The 16,970-nt window shown below is 60.8% G+C and carries 12 protein-coding genes; 9 read left to right on the top strand and 3 right to left on the bottom strand.

The features are described 5' to 3' along the window. Positions 1–73 precede the first annotated feature (73 nt). Complete coding sequence (locus AC1UK9_RS00795; RefSeq protein WP_025113506.1) at positions 74–412, top strand: hypothetical protein; 339 nt, start codon at positions 74–76, stop codon at positions 410–412. A gap of 125 nt (positions 413–537) precedes the next feature. On the opposite strand, the gene lapD is transcribed toward AC1UK9_RS00795, so the two are convergent. Further along, positions 538–2,484, bottom strand: a complete 1,947-nt coding sequence (gene lapD, locus AC1UK9_RS00790) for a cyclic di-GMP receptor LapD (RefSeq protein WP_025113507.1) — start codon at positions 2,482–2,484, stop codon at positions 538–540. 14 nt (positions 2,485–2,498) lie between these two features. After that, entirely contained in the window at positions 2,499–3,191 is a 693-nt protein-coding gene (gene lapG / locus AC1UK9_RS00785; RefSeq protein ID WP_025113508.1) for a cysteine protease LapG, read from the bottom strand. A 196-nt stretch (positions 3,192–3,387) separates the two neighbouring features. Between lapG and AC1UK9_RS00780 the strand changes: the two genes are divergently transcribed. The 5 genes from AC1UK9_RS00780 to AC1UK9_RS00760 all read left to right on the top strand — a co-directional run bounded on the left by AC1UK9_RS00780 (position 3,388) and on the right by AC1UK9_RS00760 (position 10,465). Continuing rightward, positions 3,388–4,098 carry a GntR family transcriptional regulator gene (locus tag AC1UK9_RS00780; RefSeq protein ID WP_473014089.1) on the top strand — a complete coding sequence of 237 codons (711 nt, stop codon included), beginning with the start codon at positions 3,388–3,390 and terminating at the stop codon, positions 4,096–4,098. A 768-nt stretch (positions 4,099–4,866) separates the two neighbouring features. Further along, entirely contained in the window at positions 4,867–5,643 is a 777-nt protein-coding gene (locus AC1UK9_RS00775; RefSeq protein ID WP_025113510.1) for a DUF3050 domain-containing protein, read from the top strand. Next, on the top strand, positions 5,640–6,569 hold the full coding sequence (locus tag AC1UK9_RS00770; protein ID WP_025113511.1) for a diiron oxygenase: 930 nt from the start codon (positions 5,640–5,642) through the stop codon (positions 6,567–6,569). The genes AC1UK9_RS00775 and AC1UK9_RS00770 overlap by 4 nt, the downstream gene beginning before the upstream one ends. Positions 6,570–6,582: 13 nt before the next feature. Further along, positions 6,583–9,975, top strand: coding sequence for a non-ribosomal peptide synthetase (locus AC1UK9_RS00765; protein ID WP_482579005.1), 3,393 nt, complete (start codon positions 6,583–6,585; stop codon positions 9,973–9,975). A 22-nt stretch (positions 9,976–9,997) separates the two neighbouring features. After that, the gene (locus AC1UK9_RS00760) at positions 9,998–10,465 is read left to right on the top strand and encodes an SRPBCC family protein (protein ID WP_025113513.1); all 468 of its coding nucleotides are present in this window, start codon (positions 9,998–10,000) and stop codon (positions 10,463–10,465) included. 146 nt (positions 10,466–10,611) lie between these two features. Here the strand turns inward: AC1UK9_RS00760 and AC1UK9_RS00755 are convergent, their stop codons facing one another. Further along, the gene (locus AC1UK9_RS00755; RefSeq protein WP_025113514.1) at positions 10,612–12,492 is read right to left on the bottom strand and encodes a methyl-accepting chemotaxis protein; all 1,881 of its coding nucleotides are present in this window, start codon (positions 12,490–12,492) and stop codon (positions 10,612–10,614) included. Positions 12,493–12,821: 329 nt separating this feature from the next. Between AC1UK9_RS00755 and AC1UK9_RS00750 the strand changes: the two genes are divergently transcribed. The 3 genes from AC1UK9_RS00750 to AC1UK9_RS00740 all read left to right on the top strand — a co-directional run bounded on the left by AC1UK9_RS00750 (position 12,822) and on the right by AC1UK9_RS00740 (position 16,912). Next, positions 12,822–13,322, top strand: coding sequence for a sigma-70 family RNA polymerase sigma factor (locus AC1UK9_RS00750; protein ID WP_025113515.1), 501 nt, complete (start codon positions 12,822–12,824; stop codon positions 13,320–13,322). Then, a complete protein-coding gene (locus AC1UK9_RS00745) occupies positions 13,322–14,323 on the top strand; it encodes a FecR domain-containing protein (RefSeq protein ID WP_482579002.1) in 1,002 nt (333 codons plus the stop codon). Before AC1UK9_RS00750 ends, AC1UK9_RS00745 begins: the two co-directional genes overlap by 1 nt. Before the next feature lie 87 nt (positions 14,324–14,410). Beyond that, positions 14,411–16,912, top strand: a complete 2,502-nt coding sequence (locus AC1UK9_RS00740) for a TonB-dependent siderophore receptor (protein ID WP_482579000.1) — start codon at positions 14,411–14,413, stop codon at positions 16,910–16,912. Positions 16,913–16,970 lie beyond the last annotated feature (58 nt).

Genomic DNA, 16,970 nt, shown 5'->3' with positions numbered 1-16,970 from the left:
CGCACCGCATACTCGCGTGCAGTTGGCCTATGCTGCTGACAGCATGACGCTGGTTCTTTCTGAGGGATGCTCAATGTTTTACGTGCAACGCGATGCGCAGGGTCAGTTGATTCGCGTGGAAGCTGCGGCCTACGCCGAGGCCACGGAAACGCTGCCGGCCGACCACCATGAAATCCAGGCCTGGTTCGCCAACGCGGCCGTGGAAAACAGCCTCAAACAGCTCAAGCAGAGCGACTTTGAAATGATTCGGGTACTCGACGACCTGATTCAGGTGCTGACCCAGAAAGGCGTGATCCGGGTCACCGACCTGCCGCCAGCGGCGCAGGCCAAGTTGATGGATCGGACCCAGGCGCGGGAAGCGCTGGGCGGGCTGAGCCAGTTGATCGATGAAGATGAGAGCGGGCTGATCTGATCCCGGATCTTCACCGACTGAACTGGCCCTTTCGCGAGCAGGCTCGCTCCCACATTGGATTCATTTCAAATGTGGGAGCGAGCCTGCTCGCGAAGACGGCATCACTGAGACCAACGCTCCAGGCTTTACTTCCAGGGCTTGGGCTCACCAAACAACTGCCCTTGCACCCCGTACAAACCCATCTCGCGAATCACCGACAACTCCCCTTCGGTCTCCACCCGCTCGGCAATCAGCGGCAAGTCAATGCTGTGGGCCGCCCGCTGGATCGCTTCGATGAACAGACGCTTGTCACTCTCCTGATCAATCGCGCGAATGTAGCTGCCATCGATCTTCAAGTACGCCAGCCCCAGCCGCGCCAGGTTGCCGATCATGCTGAAGCGCCCGCCAAAGCGCTGCAGACTCAGTGAGAAGCCCAGCTCGCGCAGGCGCCGGGTCAGTTGCTCGAGCACTGCTTGCTCCGGCAATTGCTCCTCACCGATTTCCAGGGTCAGGCGCTCACCAAGGTTGGAGTGCGTACGCAAAATCTCGAACACTTTGTTCAGCGCCTGCGGATCGGCCAGGGTGGCCGAGGACAGATTCAGCGCCAGCGAATCCTCATGCTCTTTCATCTGCTCCAGCACGCGCTCGAGCATCAAGCGGTCCAGCCGCGCCGTCCAGCCGAAACGCTCGAGCCACGGCAGGAAACGCCCGGCCGGAATGGTCTGGCCCTGATCATCCAGCAGCCGCGACAGCACCTTGTAATGCAGCACCAGTTGCGTGTCCTGGGCGGCCACCACCGGTTGGAAGTAAAGCTCGAAACGCTGCTGATTCAGCGCCTGATCGAGCAAGCGATGCCAGGCATGATGATCGTCGCCGACATCCGCCACCAGGCTCTGATCGATGCACGCCCAGTTCTGCTCGCCCTGCCCCTCGGCCTGCGCCAGCGCCTGATCGCCGAGGGTCAACACCGCTTGCGGCGAGTCACCGTGAGCGAAGGGCGCCAGGCCGATGGAGGCCACGGCCGGCACATCCGTGGCACCGGTGGCATGCAGGCTGCTCAACGCACTGTCGAGGTTCTGTGCCAGTTGCAGCGCTTCTTCGCGCACCAGCCCCGGTGCCAGTACGGCGAACTCACCGCCGCGAATCCGGGTGACGAGGTTCTGGGTTTCCGGGTATTTGGCGCATTCGCGGGACAGTTGTTCGCCAACCGCTTTCAACAGTTCATCGGTGCGCTGCCCGCCCAGACGCTGGTTGAGCCCGGCCAGATCCTTGACCCGCAACAACAGCAGGTAACCGGAGCTGGCCTGCTCGGGGTTGCTCACCCGGTTGTGCAGCTGCATCTCGAAATAGCGTCGGTTGGCAAGCCCGGTGAGGTTGTCCTGATACGACTCGGCGCGCAGTTTTTCACTGCGCTCGGCCTGCTCCTGGAACAGCGCCTTGAGCTTCTCGACCATCTGGTTCATCGCCTGCACCACGCGCCGCAGTTCAGGGGTGCGCGGCAGCTCCGGCAGGCTGAGGAATTCGCGCCGGGCGATGGCGTGGGACTGCTTGACCATGTAATCGAGCGGGCGCAATTGCCGGCGCAGCAGCAGCGCACCCAGCACCGCACTGACCGCACCACACAGCAACAGCCAGCCGAGACTGCCCAAGGCGCTCTGCCACAGCTTGGCCACGGCGAACATCGGGTGGCTGACCACCTCGACCCTCGCTGCCTGCTCCCAGCCACGGCTGACCAGGGCATCGCCACCGGCCGGTTCCAGGCCGATCAGTTTGACGAACCAGTCCGGCACATTGCTCACCGCGGGAATGCCACTGCGCTCGACGATGGTCTTGTCGGTTTTCAGATCGACCACGCGGATGCTCGCGTAATAACCACTGTCGAAAATCGAACTGACCAGCAGCTCGACCATTGCCGGGTCATCGATATTCGGCGTCAGCGACAACGCCAGCGCCGTGGCGGCGTCCTGGGCGTGGGAACGCAACTGGTTGACGTACTGGGTGCGCGAGCTCTCCAGACTGACCATGAAGCTGCCGGTGAAGGCGACCACCAGGAACAGACAGATAGCGATCAACAGCTGTTTGAACAAAGACATCTGAGCGCGTGCTCCTAGTTAGTCGTTTCGACCGGGAAACCTTCGGCCTGCATTTTCTTCAGCACATCCTGCCAGCGCGACAGGCGTTTGGTGTCACTGACCTTTTTGTTGCCCTTGGCCCCCGGCAGGTACAGACCTTCGGCATTGAAAGAGTAGACCGGCAGCAGGTCGGTCCGCTGGGACGCCGGCTGGATCGGATCGATCAGGCTGTCGAGCACCAGCGGCATGGCATCGGGGGTGGCGTAGTAAGTCAGCACCATGTGCGCGCGATTCTGGCGCAGTGCCTTGACGTAGGTGATGCGCAGCTTGTCACTGGAGACCCCGAGATGACGCAGGCTGAAATACTTGGCGATCGCGTAGTCTTCGCAATCGCCGGCGCCTTTCCACAACGCTTCGATGGGCGTCTCCCAATAATCGACCTGCCCCCACAGATCGATATCCTCTACATAGCGCATCTGTTTGTTGAAAAACAGGTTCACCACCTTGAGCTTTTCCATCTCGCTGACCTGTTTCTGCGTGGCCAGCAGGTTTTGCCAGGCATCGATCCGCTGCTGCCCGGCGCCCAGCGGCCCGTACAGCGCTGTGGCCTTGCGGCTGATCGCGGAAAAATCCCAATCGGCATGCAGGCCGCCCAGCATGACGCCGGCCAGCAGCAGTGCGCAGCCTAGCCAGCGCAGAGTCCGGGGGATCGCGAAACGTACCGCCACAGCAGGTTTCCAGAGGGCAGGAGGGAAAGCGTTTGATGGTGAAGCTTAGCCCGGCAAAAAACAATGGCACCCTGAGATCATCGCCATCGCGCTAAACTTCACACAGGACAGCAATCCTTTACATGGTTTGACAACTTGTAAAGCAATCACTAGTGTCTTTGGATCCAAATTCCGTGGTCATTCAGGGTGAGTAGTTGTGACACAGAAGCCCAAACCGCTGCACAGCATCAAAGTCGATGCGCCGATTCCCGCACACCTCGCCCGCTCGATCATTGAAGAAACCCTGCGCTCGGCGATCCTTGACGGTCGCTTGCCGTGCGGCACTGCCCTGCGTCAGCAGGACCTGGCCGACCTGTTCGGGGTCAGTCGCATGCCGGTGCGCGAGGCCCTGCGCCAACTCGAAGCGCAGGAACTGCTGAGCGTCACCACCCACAAGGGCGCCGTGGTTGCGCCGCTGATTCAGGGCGACGCCACCGAAACCTACGAGTTGCGGATCCTCCTCGAATCCGAAGCCATGCGCCAGTCGATCCCGCTACTGACCAGCGCCGATCACGCGCGCGCCGCCAGTTATATCGAAGAACTCGAAACCCAGCACGACTACACCGAAATCGGTCGGCTCAATCGCCTGTTCCACATGGCCTTGTACAGCAAGGCGCCGAACCAGCGTCTGCTGCGCCTGGTCGAAGACGGGCTCAACGAGGAGGAGCGCTTTCTGCGTTTCAACCTTGAGGCCATGGGCCTGGGCAAACTGTCCCAGGAAGATCACCGCGCCATGCTCCAGGCCGTGATCGAGCGCAATGTCGAGCTGTCGGTGAAACTGCTGACGCAGCACCTCAACCGTGGCGTCGACGTGATCACCCGTTTCCTCGCCAGCCCTGCCGGACAAAACCGCAAGGCCATACGCTGACACCCTCCACGCCGGTCTCGGGCCCTTGCGCCTGACCGGCGAATAACCCGCTTACAAATCCTCTCGACGCTGCGCCGCAAACCGGCTGGCGGATCGCCCTGTTCGCTCTAACCTCCCTGCGCCGGTTCACCCGGCAGTGCACCTCGCCGCGGACGAATCGGTCATAGCCGTCCCGCCAATTTACCCGCACTCTTTAACGGCCAACCCATGAAGAACGGGCGACGCACCGCACCGCCGGCGCAGTCCCCGCACCAGGAACCTACGGAAGGAGCCTTGCCACGGGAAAAAAGGAAGTTACGGCGCCGTTCCCGGCCAACTTTCATTCCTATACATCACTTCAATCTCTGCATCTGAAAGTTGCTTTGAGTGAGGCATTCACTCTTGTATTCAATTTTGGCCTTTATTTGCCGAAAGGAGCAACTACGCCCAAGTAAAACTTAAATTAAAAGTTTTACCAGGCCGACTCATATCTAAAAAACAGCAAACTAAAAATAATTAAAAATAAACTTGTTAAGTTATTTAATGATGTATTAGCTTTTCCTCGCCGAGCAGGGATAGCCCCGCAAACACGGCACAGCTCAGCAGTCAGGCTACGACACCGGCAAATAATTGCCAGGCTTTGGCCCAGAGCCTTTCAAGCACTTTTCAAACTTTCATCCATCCGATTGAGGCCCGCGCTCGCCAATAGATAATGTTTCAGACTTATTGAATCCGCGTTGATGCACTGAACGAGCAACTCCCTCTATTCCAATAACACCGAGGTTCGCCATGATGCCAACTAAAGAACAACTCGCCCTGAAAAAAGCTCAATTGAGCGTTCACCCGATCTTCACTGAGATCGATTCGCTATCGGTACTGCGCCGGTTCATGGAATCCCACGTCTTCGCCGTATGGGACTTCATGTCGCTGACCAAGCGCCTGCAACAGGAACTGACTTGCACGCGGCTGCCATGGCTACCACCGCGCGATCCGCATGCCGCACGCCTGATCAATGAAATCGTGCTGGGCGAGGAGTCCGACGACCGTCCCGCCCACGGCCATTACAGCCATTTCGAACTGTACCTGGACGCCATGCGTGAAGTCGGTGCGAGCACCACGGCGGTCGAACGGTTTGTCGCGCTGCAACAGGAAGGCGTGAGCTATGACGTCGCTCTGCAAAGCGTCGAGGTCGACCCGGCCGCGGCGAAATTTGTCCGCGAGACCCTGCTCACCGCACTGCACGCACCGGGCCACAGCGTTGCCGCCGCCTTTCTGCATGGCCGTGAGAGCGTGATCCCGCCGATGTTCCAGCGCATTCTCGATGACTGGGGGATCGGCATCGAACAGGCACCGACCTTTCGCTATTACCTGGAACGCCACATCGAAGTCGACTCCGAGGATCATGGTCCGGCGGCGGAGCAACTGCTGGAGCGCCTGGTCGATGGTGATCCGCAGCGTGAAGCCGAGGTCTACGCCAGCGCCATCGCTGCAGTGGAAAGCCGAATCGCCCTGTGGGACGGCCTGCGCGTGAGCATGCGCGAACCCTTGGCGGAGGTGGCCCAATGAATGCCGCCGATTACCAATCCTTCGCCGACGCCTGGGAAAGCCGCGCCACCATCCGCACCCGGCCACGACGCGTGCTGGAAGACGATGAACGCCTGATCTACCCGCTAAGCCGACAGCCCCTGGTGCTGAGCGAAACCTTCCTGCGCGAATGCCCGCAACAACGGGATTTCGCGCTGGTGCAGACGCTGTACAAATTCATCAACGATGTGGTGATTTTCGAAACCGAGATCGTCGACAAGACCGCGCGCAGCATCGCCAAGAATCGCTTCGCCGTGGCGTTCCCGTTCGCCTGCCGCTACGACGCCATGACCGTGGTGGTGGACGAGGATTACCACGCGCTGGTGGCGATGGATTTCATGCAACAGACCGTGGCCATGACCGGCATCGAGCCGATCGAACTGCCCAATGAAATCGAACTCAGCCGGGCGATTCCTGCCGCAGTGGCACTGGCGCCAGAGCACCTGCGCAGCGCGGTGGAACTGATCTGCGTGGCCATCGCCGAGAACACCGTGACCGGCGACGTCGCGGCGTTCGCCCGGGACGACACGGTCAAGCCGTCAATCAAGGGCCTGATGGCCGATCACCTGCTGGATGAGGGCCGGCACTCCAGCTTCTGGGCGCGGATGGTGCGTATCTATTGGCACACCGCCAGTGACGCCGACCGAGAAACCATCGCGCAGATCCTGCCGGTGTTCATCGGCCATTACCTGACCAACGACATTCAGAAGTCGTTCGATCTGCGCTTGATCGACGCCTTGCCGGTCAGCGATGCGGTGCGTCGTTCGCTCAAAGACGAGATGACCGGGCTGGCATTTCCGATCAATCGCCACCATCCGCTGGTGGGCAACATCGTGCGGTTTTTCCACAACAGCTCGCTGCTCGACACGCCCTGCGTGCAGCACGCCTTGCGTGACTATCTGGTTTGATGAGGAGGCCGACATGAGACGTCTCGACATTTTGCTGATTGGTGCCAGCCAGGCCATGACCGACCTGGCGCAGGAACTCGAACAACACGGTCACTCTTTGTTGCGTAGCGGCGCGGCGCAATCGACGGTGGATCTGATCATCGACGATGGCTTCATCGGCGCCGGCGATTTCTGCGCTATCCCGCATCTGCATTTGCGCCTGGGTATCGGTGCGCCGAGCATTGGCGGCTTGCCGACGCTCGACCTGCTGTGTTTCCTCGGCTCGTCACTGATCAGCCGCGTGCCGATTGGCGATGAGCCGTCCGGCAACGGTCAGGCACTGCGTCAGCGGGTGCTGACGCATGTGGTTGACGAAGTCGCGTTGCTGGTCAGCCGCTTCTCCCGCGATGCCGAGTATTTCCAGCAGGCGACGCCCGCCACGGCGCCGGACTTCGAACAGGTGGAAGACCTGCTGTTTCTCGACAGCCTGGCCTACGTCCATCGCCTCAACGCCACAGCGCATCCGGCGCTGTTGCAACAGGCGCAGACGCCGCTGATCGAACGCCTGCAACGCAGCCTGATCGAACATGCCGAGCGACCGGCGCTGCACTTGGCCGAGCAGTCGCTCAGCTATCGCCAGTTGCACGCGCACAGCCGTGCGATCCAGCAACGTCTGCAGTCGTTGCTCGAGCAACATCCTCAGCCGTGGGTCGTCGGCATTTGCCAGCCGAAAAGCCCGGCGCTGTTCGCCTCGATTCTGGCCGTGCTCGGCAGTGGCGCGGTGTATCTGCCGCTGGAGCCGAGCCATCCATTGCAGCGCCAGCAATACATCCTGCACAACGCCGGCGCGGTGTTGTTGCTGCATGACGGTGAGCATCCGCTCGGTGAGTCGATGCCGGGGCTGGATGTCAGTCGTATCGACAGCGCGGACGCGGATCTCAGCCAACCGCTGATGCGCCAGCGCCCGCCACTCGACGCCCCTTGCATGGCGCTTTACACCTCTGGCACCACCGGCCATCCGAAGGGCGTGCTGCTGAGCCAGGCGAACCTCGCGCATTTCACGGCGTGGTACGCCGATTACGTGCAGTTGCGCGCTGAAAGTCGGGTCTTGCAGTTCTCGTCGCTGAGTTTCGATTCTTCGCTGATCGATATCTTTCCGACGCTGCTCAAAGGCGCCGAACTGGTGGTGCCCGACGACACTCAACGCCGCGATCCACTGCAGCTGGTGGCGTTGATCCGCCGTCGGCAACTGACCCACGCGTTCCTGCCGCCGGCGCTGCTGAGCATTCTGCCCCTGGAGCAACTGCAAGGGGTGGAAGTGATGACCGGCGGCGACGTCTGCGAGCCTTTTGTCATCGAGCAACTGACCCGTCAGGGCAAGCTGCACAATCTCTACGGCCCCACCGAGGCCACGGTGCTGATCACCGCCCGGCCACTCAAGCCGGGTGACAGCAACCGCACCCTCGGCGCGCCGATTGCCAACAGTCAGGTGCTGATTCTCGACGACGATCTGCAGCCGGTGCCGGAACACACCGTCGGCGAATTGTTCATCGTCGGCCCCGGCGTCTGCCTCGGCTATCTGAACAATCCGCAGCAAACCGCCGAGCGCTACCTGACCCTGCAACTGCCGCACGGCCAGACATTGCGGGCCTACCGCAGCGGCGACATGGCCAAGTGGGGCGCGCACGGTATCGAGCTGTGCGGACGGCGCGACAATCAGGTGAAGATCCGTGGTTTCCGGGTTGAGCCGGAAGAGATCGAGCGCTGCCTGCGCGAGAGCCAGTTGTACCGTCAGGTGGCGGTGGTGATCGACAGTCAGCGGCGGATTCTGGCGTTCCTCGCCCAGCCGCAATCAGACGCTGCCCGCGAGGCACTGAAGGCCCATGCCCAGCAGTTTCTGCCGGACTATATGCAACCAGTGGCGTGGACCGAGCTGCCGCACATGCCGTTCGCCAGCAACGGCAAGGTCGATCGCAAGGCCTTGCTGGAGCTGCCGGTGAGCGTGCAGGACAGCGGCCCGAAGTGCCTGCCGGCGAATGCCGACGAAGCACTGTTGCTGGAGATCTGGGCGGAGCTGCTGGAGCTGCCCGGCAGCGATATTTCCACCGACGAAAGCTTCTTCAACCTCGGTGGTCACTCGATTCTGCTGTCGCGCATGTTGCTGCGTTTGCGTGAGGAGTTCGGGCGCAGCATCTCGATCAACCGCTTCATCGAACAACCGACCATCATCAAGCTCGCGACGCTGGTGCGCGGTACCGATGACAGCGCGGTGCTCAGCGCCCAGGCCATGGCCGACGCCGAGCGCCCACTGGACATCGAACCGCTGCCAATCAGCCGCCTGGGCGATGTGCACAAGGTGATCGTCACCGGCGCCAACAGCTTTGTCGGTGTGCACATCGTCGAAGCGCTGCTCGGCTGGGGCGCCAGCGAAGTGGCGTGTCTGGTGCGTGACGGTGGCGGGCAAACGGCGGCGCAGCGTTTTGCCCAGGCGTTGCGCGAGAACCGTCTCGAGCATCTGGACTTGAGTCGGGTGCGAATCTATTCGGCAGACATCACTCGCCCGCAACTGGGCTTGGCCGACGACGATTATCAGCGCCTGGATCGTGAGTTCGGCGCACTGGTGCACAACGCTGCCAACGTCAATCACGTACTCGATTACGAGTCGCTGGCAGCGGATAACGTCGAGCCGATCTTCGAGCTGTTACGCCTGTGCGAAGGGCGCAGCAAAAAGGTCTTCAACTTCGTCTCGACGCTGTCGGCTTCAAGCACGGTCGATGGTGAAGGCCGCGTACTCGAATTGCCCGCTGCAGCGACCCCGCCGATCTACATCCGCAACGGCTACAACCTGTCGAAATGGGTCGGCGAGCGCATCCTTGAACGGGCCCGCGAGCGCGGGGTGTGGGTCAACCTGTATCGCCCCGGCAACATCAGTTTCAACAGCCTGAGCGGCGTCTGCCAACCGCACAAGAACCGTTTGATGCTGATGCTCAAAGGGTCGATCCAGCTCGGTCAGGTGCCCGCCTTTGCGCTGAATTTCGACCTGATGCCGGTGGACTTTCTCGCCCGCTTCATCGCCTTCCACGCCAGCCGTTACTCGACCGGGCGTGCGGTGTTCAACCTGCACAACCCCGAGCCGCTGAGTTGGGATGCCTACGTCGCCTCGTTCCGCGAAACCGGCAGCGAATTCGCACTGGTCAGCGTGGCCGACTGGCAGCAGCAACTGGGCCGGGTCGATGCTGACAACGCGCTGTTCGGCGTGCTCGGTTTCTACCTCAACGGCTTCGAGGAGGACATCGGCGACATCTCCCTGATCGGTCATGCCAACGCCGAGGCCGGCGTGCAGCAAATGGGTGCGCAATACCCGGAAAAATCCGCGGCACTGCTGCGTCGCGGCTGCGATTACCTGAAACAGATCAACTTCATCTAGTTCAATCAAAAGGAGCAACACCATGAGCAATCTGCAACCTGACACCCTGATCAAAAACCCGCACGGCTGCCACGTTATGTCTTCGGTGGAGGTGCCGGCGGACGCGGCGCAGGTCTGGGCGGTGGTCGGCAATTTTGGCGGTTTCGAGCGCTTTATTCCGGCGCTGTCACACATCGAGATGACCGGCGAAGGCGTGTCTTCGCTGCGCAAGAAATTCTTCAAGGACGGCAACGTGGTGGTTGAACAGCTCAACTCCCGCGATGAACAGGCACGGGCCATGACCTGGACCACGATCTACAACACGTTAGGGGTTGCCAATCTGTGGGCGGCGATGAATGTGGAATCGCTGGGGACGGGTAAGTCGCGGGCGACCTGGACGATCATTGCCGAGCCGGCTTCAGGTGGAGAAGAAGCACTGCCGGGGTTCAAGGATTTCGTGCAGGGGTTTGCCGATGATGCGATGGGGAATGTGCTGAAGCTGTTTGTGTAAGGCTTCAGTTCTTTAGTGAATGAACCGCCGCCTTCGCGAGCAAGCCCGCTCCCACATTTTGATCGCATTCCTTCAAGGGAAACACGGTCAACCTGTGGGAGCGGGCTTGCTCGCGAAGAACGCTAACGCGGTCTTCAATCCGACGATCAGATCTTGAAGCTGTCCACCAACTGCTTCAACCGGTTGGCCTGCTGCGACAGCGCATCACAATCCTTCAACGTCTCGTTGAGGTTGGCGACGCTCTGCTGGTTCAACAGGTTGATCTGGTTGACGTCGACGTTGAGGGTTTCCACCACGGCGGTCTGCTCTTCGGTCGCGGCAGCCACCGACTGGTTCATGCCGTCGATCTCGCCGATGCGCTGGGTCACGCTGACCAGTCGCAGGCCGGCCTGGTTCGCCACTTCAACGCTCTCTTCGCTGGACGCCTGACTGGCGTTCATGGTGGTCACGGCTTCGCGCGAACCGACCTGCAAGGAGGTGATCATCTTGTGGATCTCTTCGGCCGACTCCTGGGTGCGATGGGCGAGGTTGCGCACTTCGTCCGCCACCACCGCAAAACCACGTCCGGCTTCCCCGGCACGCGCCGCTTCAATGGCCGCGTTGAGGGCCAGCAGATTGGTCTGCTGCGAAATGCCTTTGATCACGTCGAGGATGTGGCCGATGTTGTCAGTGCTGGCATTCAGGGTTTCGATCTGGGTGCACGACAGGCTGATCTTCTGCGACAGCTCGGTCATCGCCTGGATGGTTTGCTCAACTACCTGACGGCCGTCATCGGCCTGCTCGCTCGCGCCGCTGGCGTGTTGCGAAGCATCGGCGGCGTTGCGGGCGATTTCCTGGGTGGCGGCGCCCAACTGATTGATCGCTGCAGCCACGCTGTTGGTGCGTGCACTTTGCTCGTCGGAGCCAACGATCGAGGCGTTGGACGATGCCATCACCCGTTGCGACAAATCATGTACGTGACGGGTGGCCGACGACACTTCGGAAATCGACGCGTGAATCCGCTCGACGAACTGGTTGAACGAGCTGCCCAGTTCGGCGAACTCATCCTTGCCTTCCACGACCAGGCGACGGGTCAGGTCGCCTTCGCCCTGGGCGATGTCCTGCATCGCACGGCCCATGGTGGTCAGCGGACGCATCAGGACGTTGATCAGCAGGCTCAGCAGCAGCGCGATGGCGGCGACCGCCACGAACATGGCGATCAGCGCCGAGGTACGGAATTGGCTGAGCGCCGCGTAGGCCTTGTCGCGATCGATCGACAGACCGATGTACCACTCGGCATTCGGCAAATCGCTGACCGGGGTGAACGACAGGATGCGTTCCTGACCGTTGAGCACCACGTTCTGGTTGCCCTTCTCGATGCGCACGCTGGAGTTCGGGTAGATGTCCTTCAGGTTCTTCATCACCTGATCCTTGTCCGGGCTGACGATCACCTGACCGTCGCCGCTGACCAGGAACGCATGACCCAAGCCACCGAAGTCCACCGAGTTGATGATCTTCACCAGGGTTTCTAGGCTCAGGTCACCACCGACCACACCGAGCAGCTCACCATTCTTTTTCACCGGCATGGCGATGGTCACCACCAGACCACCGACTGCGGCCATGTACGGCGGAGTCAGCATGGTTTTATCGGCGGCAACGGCTTGCTTGTACCAAGGGCGCTGACGTGGGTCGTAACCGTCCGGCATCTTCGCGTCCGGGCGCTGGGTGAACACACCGTTGGCCTGGCCGACGTAGGTGAACTGGAAGTTCGAGGTGAAGGCCGGTTGATCGACCAGCCCCGGGAAGTCGGCGTCCTTGCCCTGGTGAGCAACGTTCTGCGCGAGGTTTTCCAGTACCAGGATCCGCCCGCTCATCCAGTTCTGCACGCTGCTGGCGGTCAGATCACCGGCCTGCTGCACGGAGGACTGGAGGTTCTGGCGAATGGTGTTTCGCTGCAGATAGTCGTTGTAGAGGGTGAACAAAGCGAAAGCCAGGACCACGACGCCCGAGGCGGCCAACAGGATTTTATGGCTGAACTTGAGATTCATTTCATGGGACTTCTTATGCAAAAGTGGGGATGCGTTCCGGGATGCAACATTCCATGTAGCTCCAAATGTCCAATAGCTGGCAGGCAGCGTTCTGATGGCCGCTCTACTTTGGTGCACGCATGTCTCACCAGTCTGTCGGCACCATTTGCAGAAATCTTAGGGCTGTGTGGGAAATGCACGGCATTTCTGGCAGATTCCCGCCGAACGGCGTCCCAGAGCGCTCGCTGTCAGGTTTTTGAAGAACGTTATGCGAGAGGAGGTTGCAAAATTCACAGCCCTTGATAAAAATGCGACTAATTATCATTTGTGACGTTCGGGCTGTCGCGTTCATGTCCTCACCTGAGTTTGCAGTGCAGGCGCTTTACAGTAGTCATCACGGCTGGCTCAACGCGTGGCTGCGGACGCGGCTGGGCAATGCCGCGGATGCGGCGGATCTGGCGCAGGATACTTTCGTGCGCCTGTTGCAACGCACCGAACGCCTGGAGCTCAAGGCCCCGCGCGCTTTTTTGCGCACCATCGCCCGTGGTCTGGTGATCGACCATTGGCGCCGTGAAGAAATCGAACGTGCCTATCTCGAATCCATCGCCCATTTGCCCGAAGCGCAAATCCCGAGCGCCGAGGCCCGCGCCCTGGTGATCGAATTGCTCGAAAGCATCGCGCGCATGCTTGAAGGCTTGCGTCCGAAGGTGCGTCAGGCGTTTCTGCTGGCGCAGTGCGAAGGTTTGACCCACAAGCAGATCGCCGAACAAATGGGCTTGTCGCTACGCTCGGTGGAACGTTACGTCGCCGATGCGTTGTATCACTGCTACGTGTTGCGGTACGCAAGCTGATGCCTGTGGATAACCTCTCGGCAGGGCGCCGCGCCGAACCGCCGCAACAGGTGGTCAAACAAGCCATTCACTGGCTGCTACGGCTGCGCAACAATCATGGCAATGCTCGCCTGAGTAGCCAGTGCGAAGCGTGGCGCGCCGAACATCATGAACATGAACTGGCCTGGCAGCGCGTGCAGTCGCTGCAGGCCGAGTTGAGCCATAACCTGCGCGCAGTGCCTGGCACTCAGGTGGCATTCAATACACTGGAAAACAGTGCACAGGGGCTCGGACGGCGACAGGCTTTGAAACTGTTGTCCGGCGCCTTGCTGACAGGCTCCGCCGCCTGGGTAGCCAAGGACACCTCGGCCTGGCAGCAATGGAGCGCCGACTACGCCACGGCGACCGGCGAACGCCGCGGCTTCCAGTTGCCGGACGGCACGCGGATCGAGCTCAATACCGCGAGCGCGGTGGATCTGGATTACACCGCGCAGCAACGGCTGATCAAACTCACTCGCGGCGAAATCATCGTCACTTGCGGCGGCAACGATCAAGGCGCGGCCTTCAACCGAACGCTTCGCGTACAAAGTCGTCACGGTACCTATGAACCGACTGATGCCCGCTTCATCCTCCGCCAGGAAAGCGATTGCACGCGGCTGAGCGTCACCACCGGGCGCGTGGCCATCCACAGCGGTGGCACCTCGGTTGAGGCGCTCGCCGGCCAGACTTACCTGATCGATCACCACCGGGTACGCCTGGCGCCGCCACCGGATATGGACGCGGGTGCGTGGGTCGACGGATTGATCGTGACTCGCAATATGCGCCTGGGCGATTTTCTCAACGAGGTCGCACGTTATCGGCCGGGCTTCGTGACGTGTGCGTCGGCCGTGGCGGATTTGCGCCTGTCCGGCGTGTTTCGCCTGGAGGACACCGACAAGCTGCTGGCCATCCTGCCGCAGACCCTGCCGGTGCAATTGCGTTATCGCACCCGATGGTGGGTCACGCTGGAAGCAGTGGCCTGAAATTATTTTGGCGGGTTTTCGCGACAAGTCCGGCTTGGTCAGTAAGCACTTCAACTCAGCCTTTGCGACTTCCCACGGAAACCTACAATGACTGTCCGCATCACCTGTAAGAACCCTCTGAATTTCACTGCCGAATCGGGCCTGCTGCGCCACGCCATTCGCGCCGCCCTGCTCTCCACTGTTCTGGGCGCCGGTGTGTTGCCCTGCCTGAGCCTCACCGCCAATGCCAGTGAGACTAGCAGCCATCGCTACACCATCGCCGCTGGCCCGCTGGGTGAAGCGTTGAACCAGTTTGCGCGCCAGGCCGGCATCACCTTGTCGATGACCCCACAGCAAACGCAGGGGCGGCAGTCTCCGGGCGTGCAGGGTGAATACTCAACGGATCAGGCGCTGAGCCATTTGCTGGGGGGCTCGGGTCTGGAAGCGGTCAGCCAGGACGGCAGCACCTACATCCTGCACTCCGTCAGCGACAGCGCCGCACTGGCGCTGCCGACCACTGATATCAAAGGCTTCGCCCTCGGCAACGCACTGGGCAGCATGGAAGGCTACAACGCCACCCACAGCCAGATCGCCACCAAGACCAGTACTGCGTTGCTGGAAACCTCGCAAAGCGTATCCGTGGTCACTCGCCAGCAAATGGACGACCAAGGCTCACAGACCGTCTCCCAGGCGATGCGCTATACCCCCGGGGTGCTGACCAACCCTTACGGCGCAACCCACCGCTACGACTACGTGGCAATGCGCGGCTTCAACGACGGGTCGGTGGACAACATCTACCTCGACGGCCTCAAGTCGATGGGCGACAGCGGCACCTACAGCACCATGCAGGTCGATCCGTATTTCCTCGAGCGCGTGGACATTCTCAAAGGTCCATCGTCGGTGTTGTACGGCCGTAGCTCGCCCGGTGGCCTGGTGGCGCTGACCAGCAAGAAGCCATTGTACGAAGCCTATCATCAGGTCCAGGCCACGGTCGGCACCCAAGGTCAGCGCGGGGTTGGTTTTGACTTCAGCGGCCCGGTCGATGACGACAAGCGCATTGCCTATCGTCTGACCGGTTTGACGGACCAGTCCGACACACAGTTCGACCACAACAAGGAAAAACGCTTCGCCCTCGCACCCACCTTGAGCATCGATTTCTCTGAAGACACTTCGCTGACGCTGCAGGCTTATCTGCAGCACGATCCGGATGGCGGCTACCACGGTGGCGTGCCGGCGGATGGCACGATTCATCAGCGCAATGGCAACCGTATCTCACCGCACTTCTTCGAGGGCGAGCCGGGGATTGACGGCTATTCGCGGGATCAGCAGTCGTTCGGCTATCAGTTCGAACATCGCTTCAATGATGTCTTCACCGCAAGACAGAACTTCCGTTACCTGGACTCCAAAGTGAACATGGATCAGGTCTACGCCTACGGCTGGACGACGCCGACCAGCAACGAACTGAACCGCTACTACACAGGCGGTGATGAACGCCTGCATGCGTTCATCATCGATAACATGCTGCAGGCCGAATTTTTCACCGGTGCCACCAAGCACACCGTGTTGATGGGCGCGGACTATCAGCGGCGCAAGACGGTGGTCGACTGGACCAGTGGCGGCCTGGCGCCGATCAATGCGTTCAATCCGATCTATGGCAACTCGGCGATCAACATGTACGGCGAGACCAGCTACCTGCGGCGTCTGGAACAAACCGGGGTGTACCTGCAAGACCTGATCGAGATGGACCAATGGCGCTTCTCGCTGGGCCTGCGTCAGGACTGGGTCGAGACCTCCGATGAAAACCGCATCGCCGAAGCAGGCCGCCCGCTGGGCACGCAAATCAATGACCGACGCACCAAGCTGACCGGCCGCGCGGGCGCGCTGTACCTGTTCGATAACGGCCTGGCACCGTACATCAGCTACTCCGAGTCGTTTAACCCGAACTCGTATGCCGACAGCGCCGGCAATCCGCTGCCGCCGACCGATGGTACGCAGTGGGAAGTCGGCCTGAAGTATCAGCCACCGGGCACCGACAACCTGTTCACCGCTTCGCTGTTTCACATCGATCAGGAGAACCTGGCGACCAAACTGCCGCAGGAAAACTTCTACCGAGCTGTAGGCGCTGTCCGTTCGCAGGGTCTGGAGCTGGAAGCGCACATGCAGTTGACCGACAACCTGAAAGTACTCGGCAGCTATACCTTCACCGATATCGAGTACTCGAAGTCGATGGTCAGCACCCTGAGCACACCGACCGACGTGATCCAGAACAAAGGCAATTCGCCCACTCAGGCGCCGCGTCACATGGCGTCGTTGTGGGCGGACTACAAGTTCGATAGCGCGGCACTCGATGGCCTGCGTCTGGGCGGTGGTGTGCGCTATGTCGGCTACAGCTGGGCGGATGCGGAAAACACGCTGAAGGTGCCGTCCTACACTTTGTTCGACGCATCGATCGGCTATGACCTGGGCAAGGTCGGCTTGAAAGGCGTCGACGTGCGCCTGAATGCGAACAACTTGACCAACGAGTCTTACGTGGCCTCCTGCGCCAGTCTGAACTTCTGCTACATGGGTGAAGAGCGCAACGTCGCCGCCACGGTCAGCTACCAGTTCTAAGCCTTTGCCTTGTGCATAAAAAAGCCAGCCCCTGATTGTTCAGGGGGCTGGCTTTGTC

It is taken from the genome of Pseudomonas sp. AK-TSAG1-1, assembly GCF_056821665.1.
Note: the sequence above shows the minus strand (reverse complement) of the source record. Positions and strands in the feature narration are given on the sequence as shown.

Bases quoted from the DNA above. Each gene is read 5' to 3' on its own strand.
- AC1UK9_RS00795 (WP_025113506.1), top strand. From the start codon at position 74: ATGTTTTACGTGCAACGCGATGCGCAGGGTCAGTTGATTCGCGTGGAA.
- lapD (WP_025113507.1), bottom strand. From the start codon at position 2,484: ATGTCTTTGTTCAAACAGCTGTTGATCGCTATCTGTCTGTTCCTGGTG.
- AC1UK9_RS00775 (WP_025113510.1), top strand. From the start codon at position 4,867: ATGATGCCAACTAAAGAACAACTCGCCCTGAAAAAAGCTCAATTGAGC.
- AC1UK9_RS00770 (WP_025113511.1), top strand. From the start codon at position 5,640: ATGAATGCCGCCGATTACCAATCCTTCGCCGACGCCTGGGAAAGCCGC.
- AC1UK9_RS00765 (WP_482579005.1), top strand. From the start codon at position 6,583: ATGAGACGTCTCGACATTTTGCTGATTGGTGCCAGCCAGGCCATGACC.
- AC1UK9_RS00760 (WP_025113513.1), top strand. From the start codon at position 9,998: ATGAGCAATCTGCAACCTGACACCCTGATCAAAAACCCGCACGGCTGC.
- AC1UK9_RS00755 (WP_025113514.1), bottom strand. From the start codon at position 12,492: ATGAATCTCAAGTTCAGCCATAAAATCCTGTTGGCCGCCTCGGGCGTC.
- AC1UK9_RS00750 (WP_025113515.1), top strand. From the start codon at position 12,822: ATGTCCTCACCTGAGTTTGCAGTGCAGGCGCTTTACAGTAGTCATCAC.
- AC1UK9_RS00745 (WP_482579002.1), top strand. From the start codon at position 13,322: ATGCCTGTGGATAACCTCTCGGCAGGGCGCCGCGCCGAACCGCCGCAA.
- AC1UK9_RS00740 (WP_482579000.1), top strand. From the start codon at position 14,411: ATGACTGTCCGCATCACCTGTAAGAACCCTCTGAATTTCACTGCCGAA.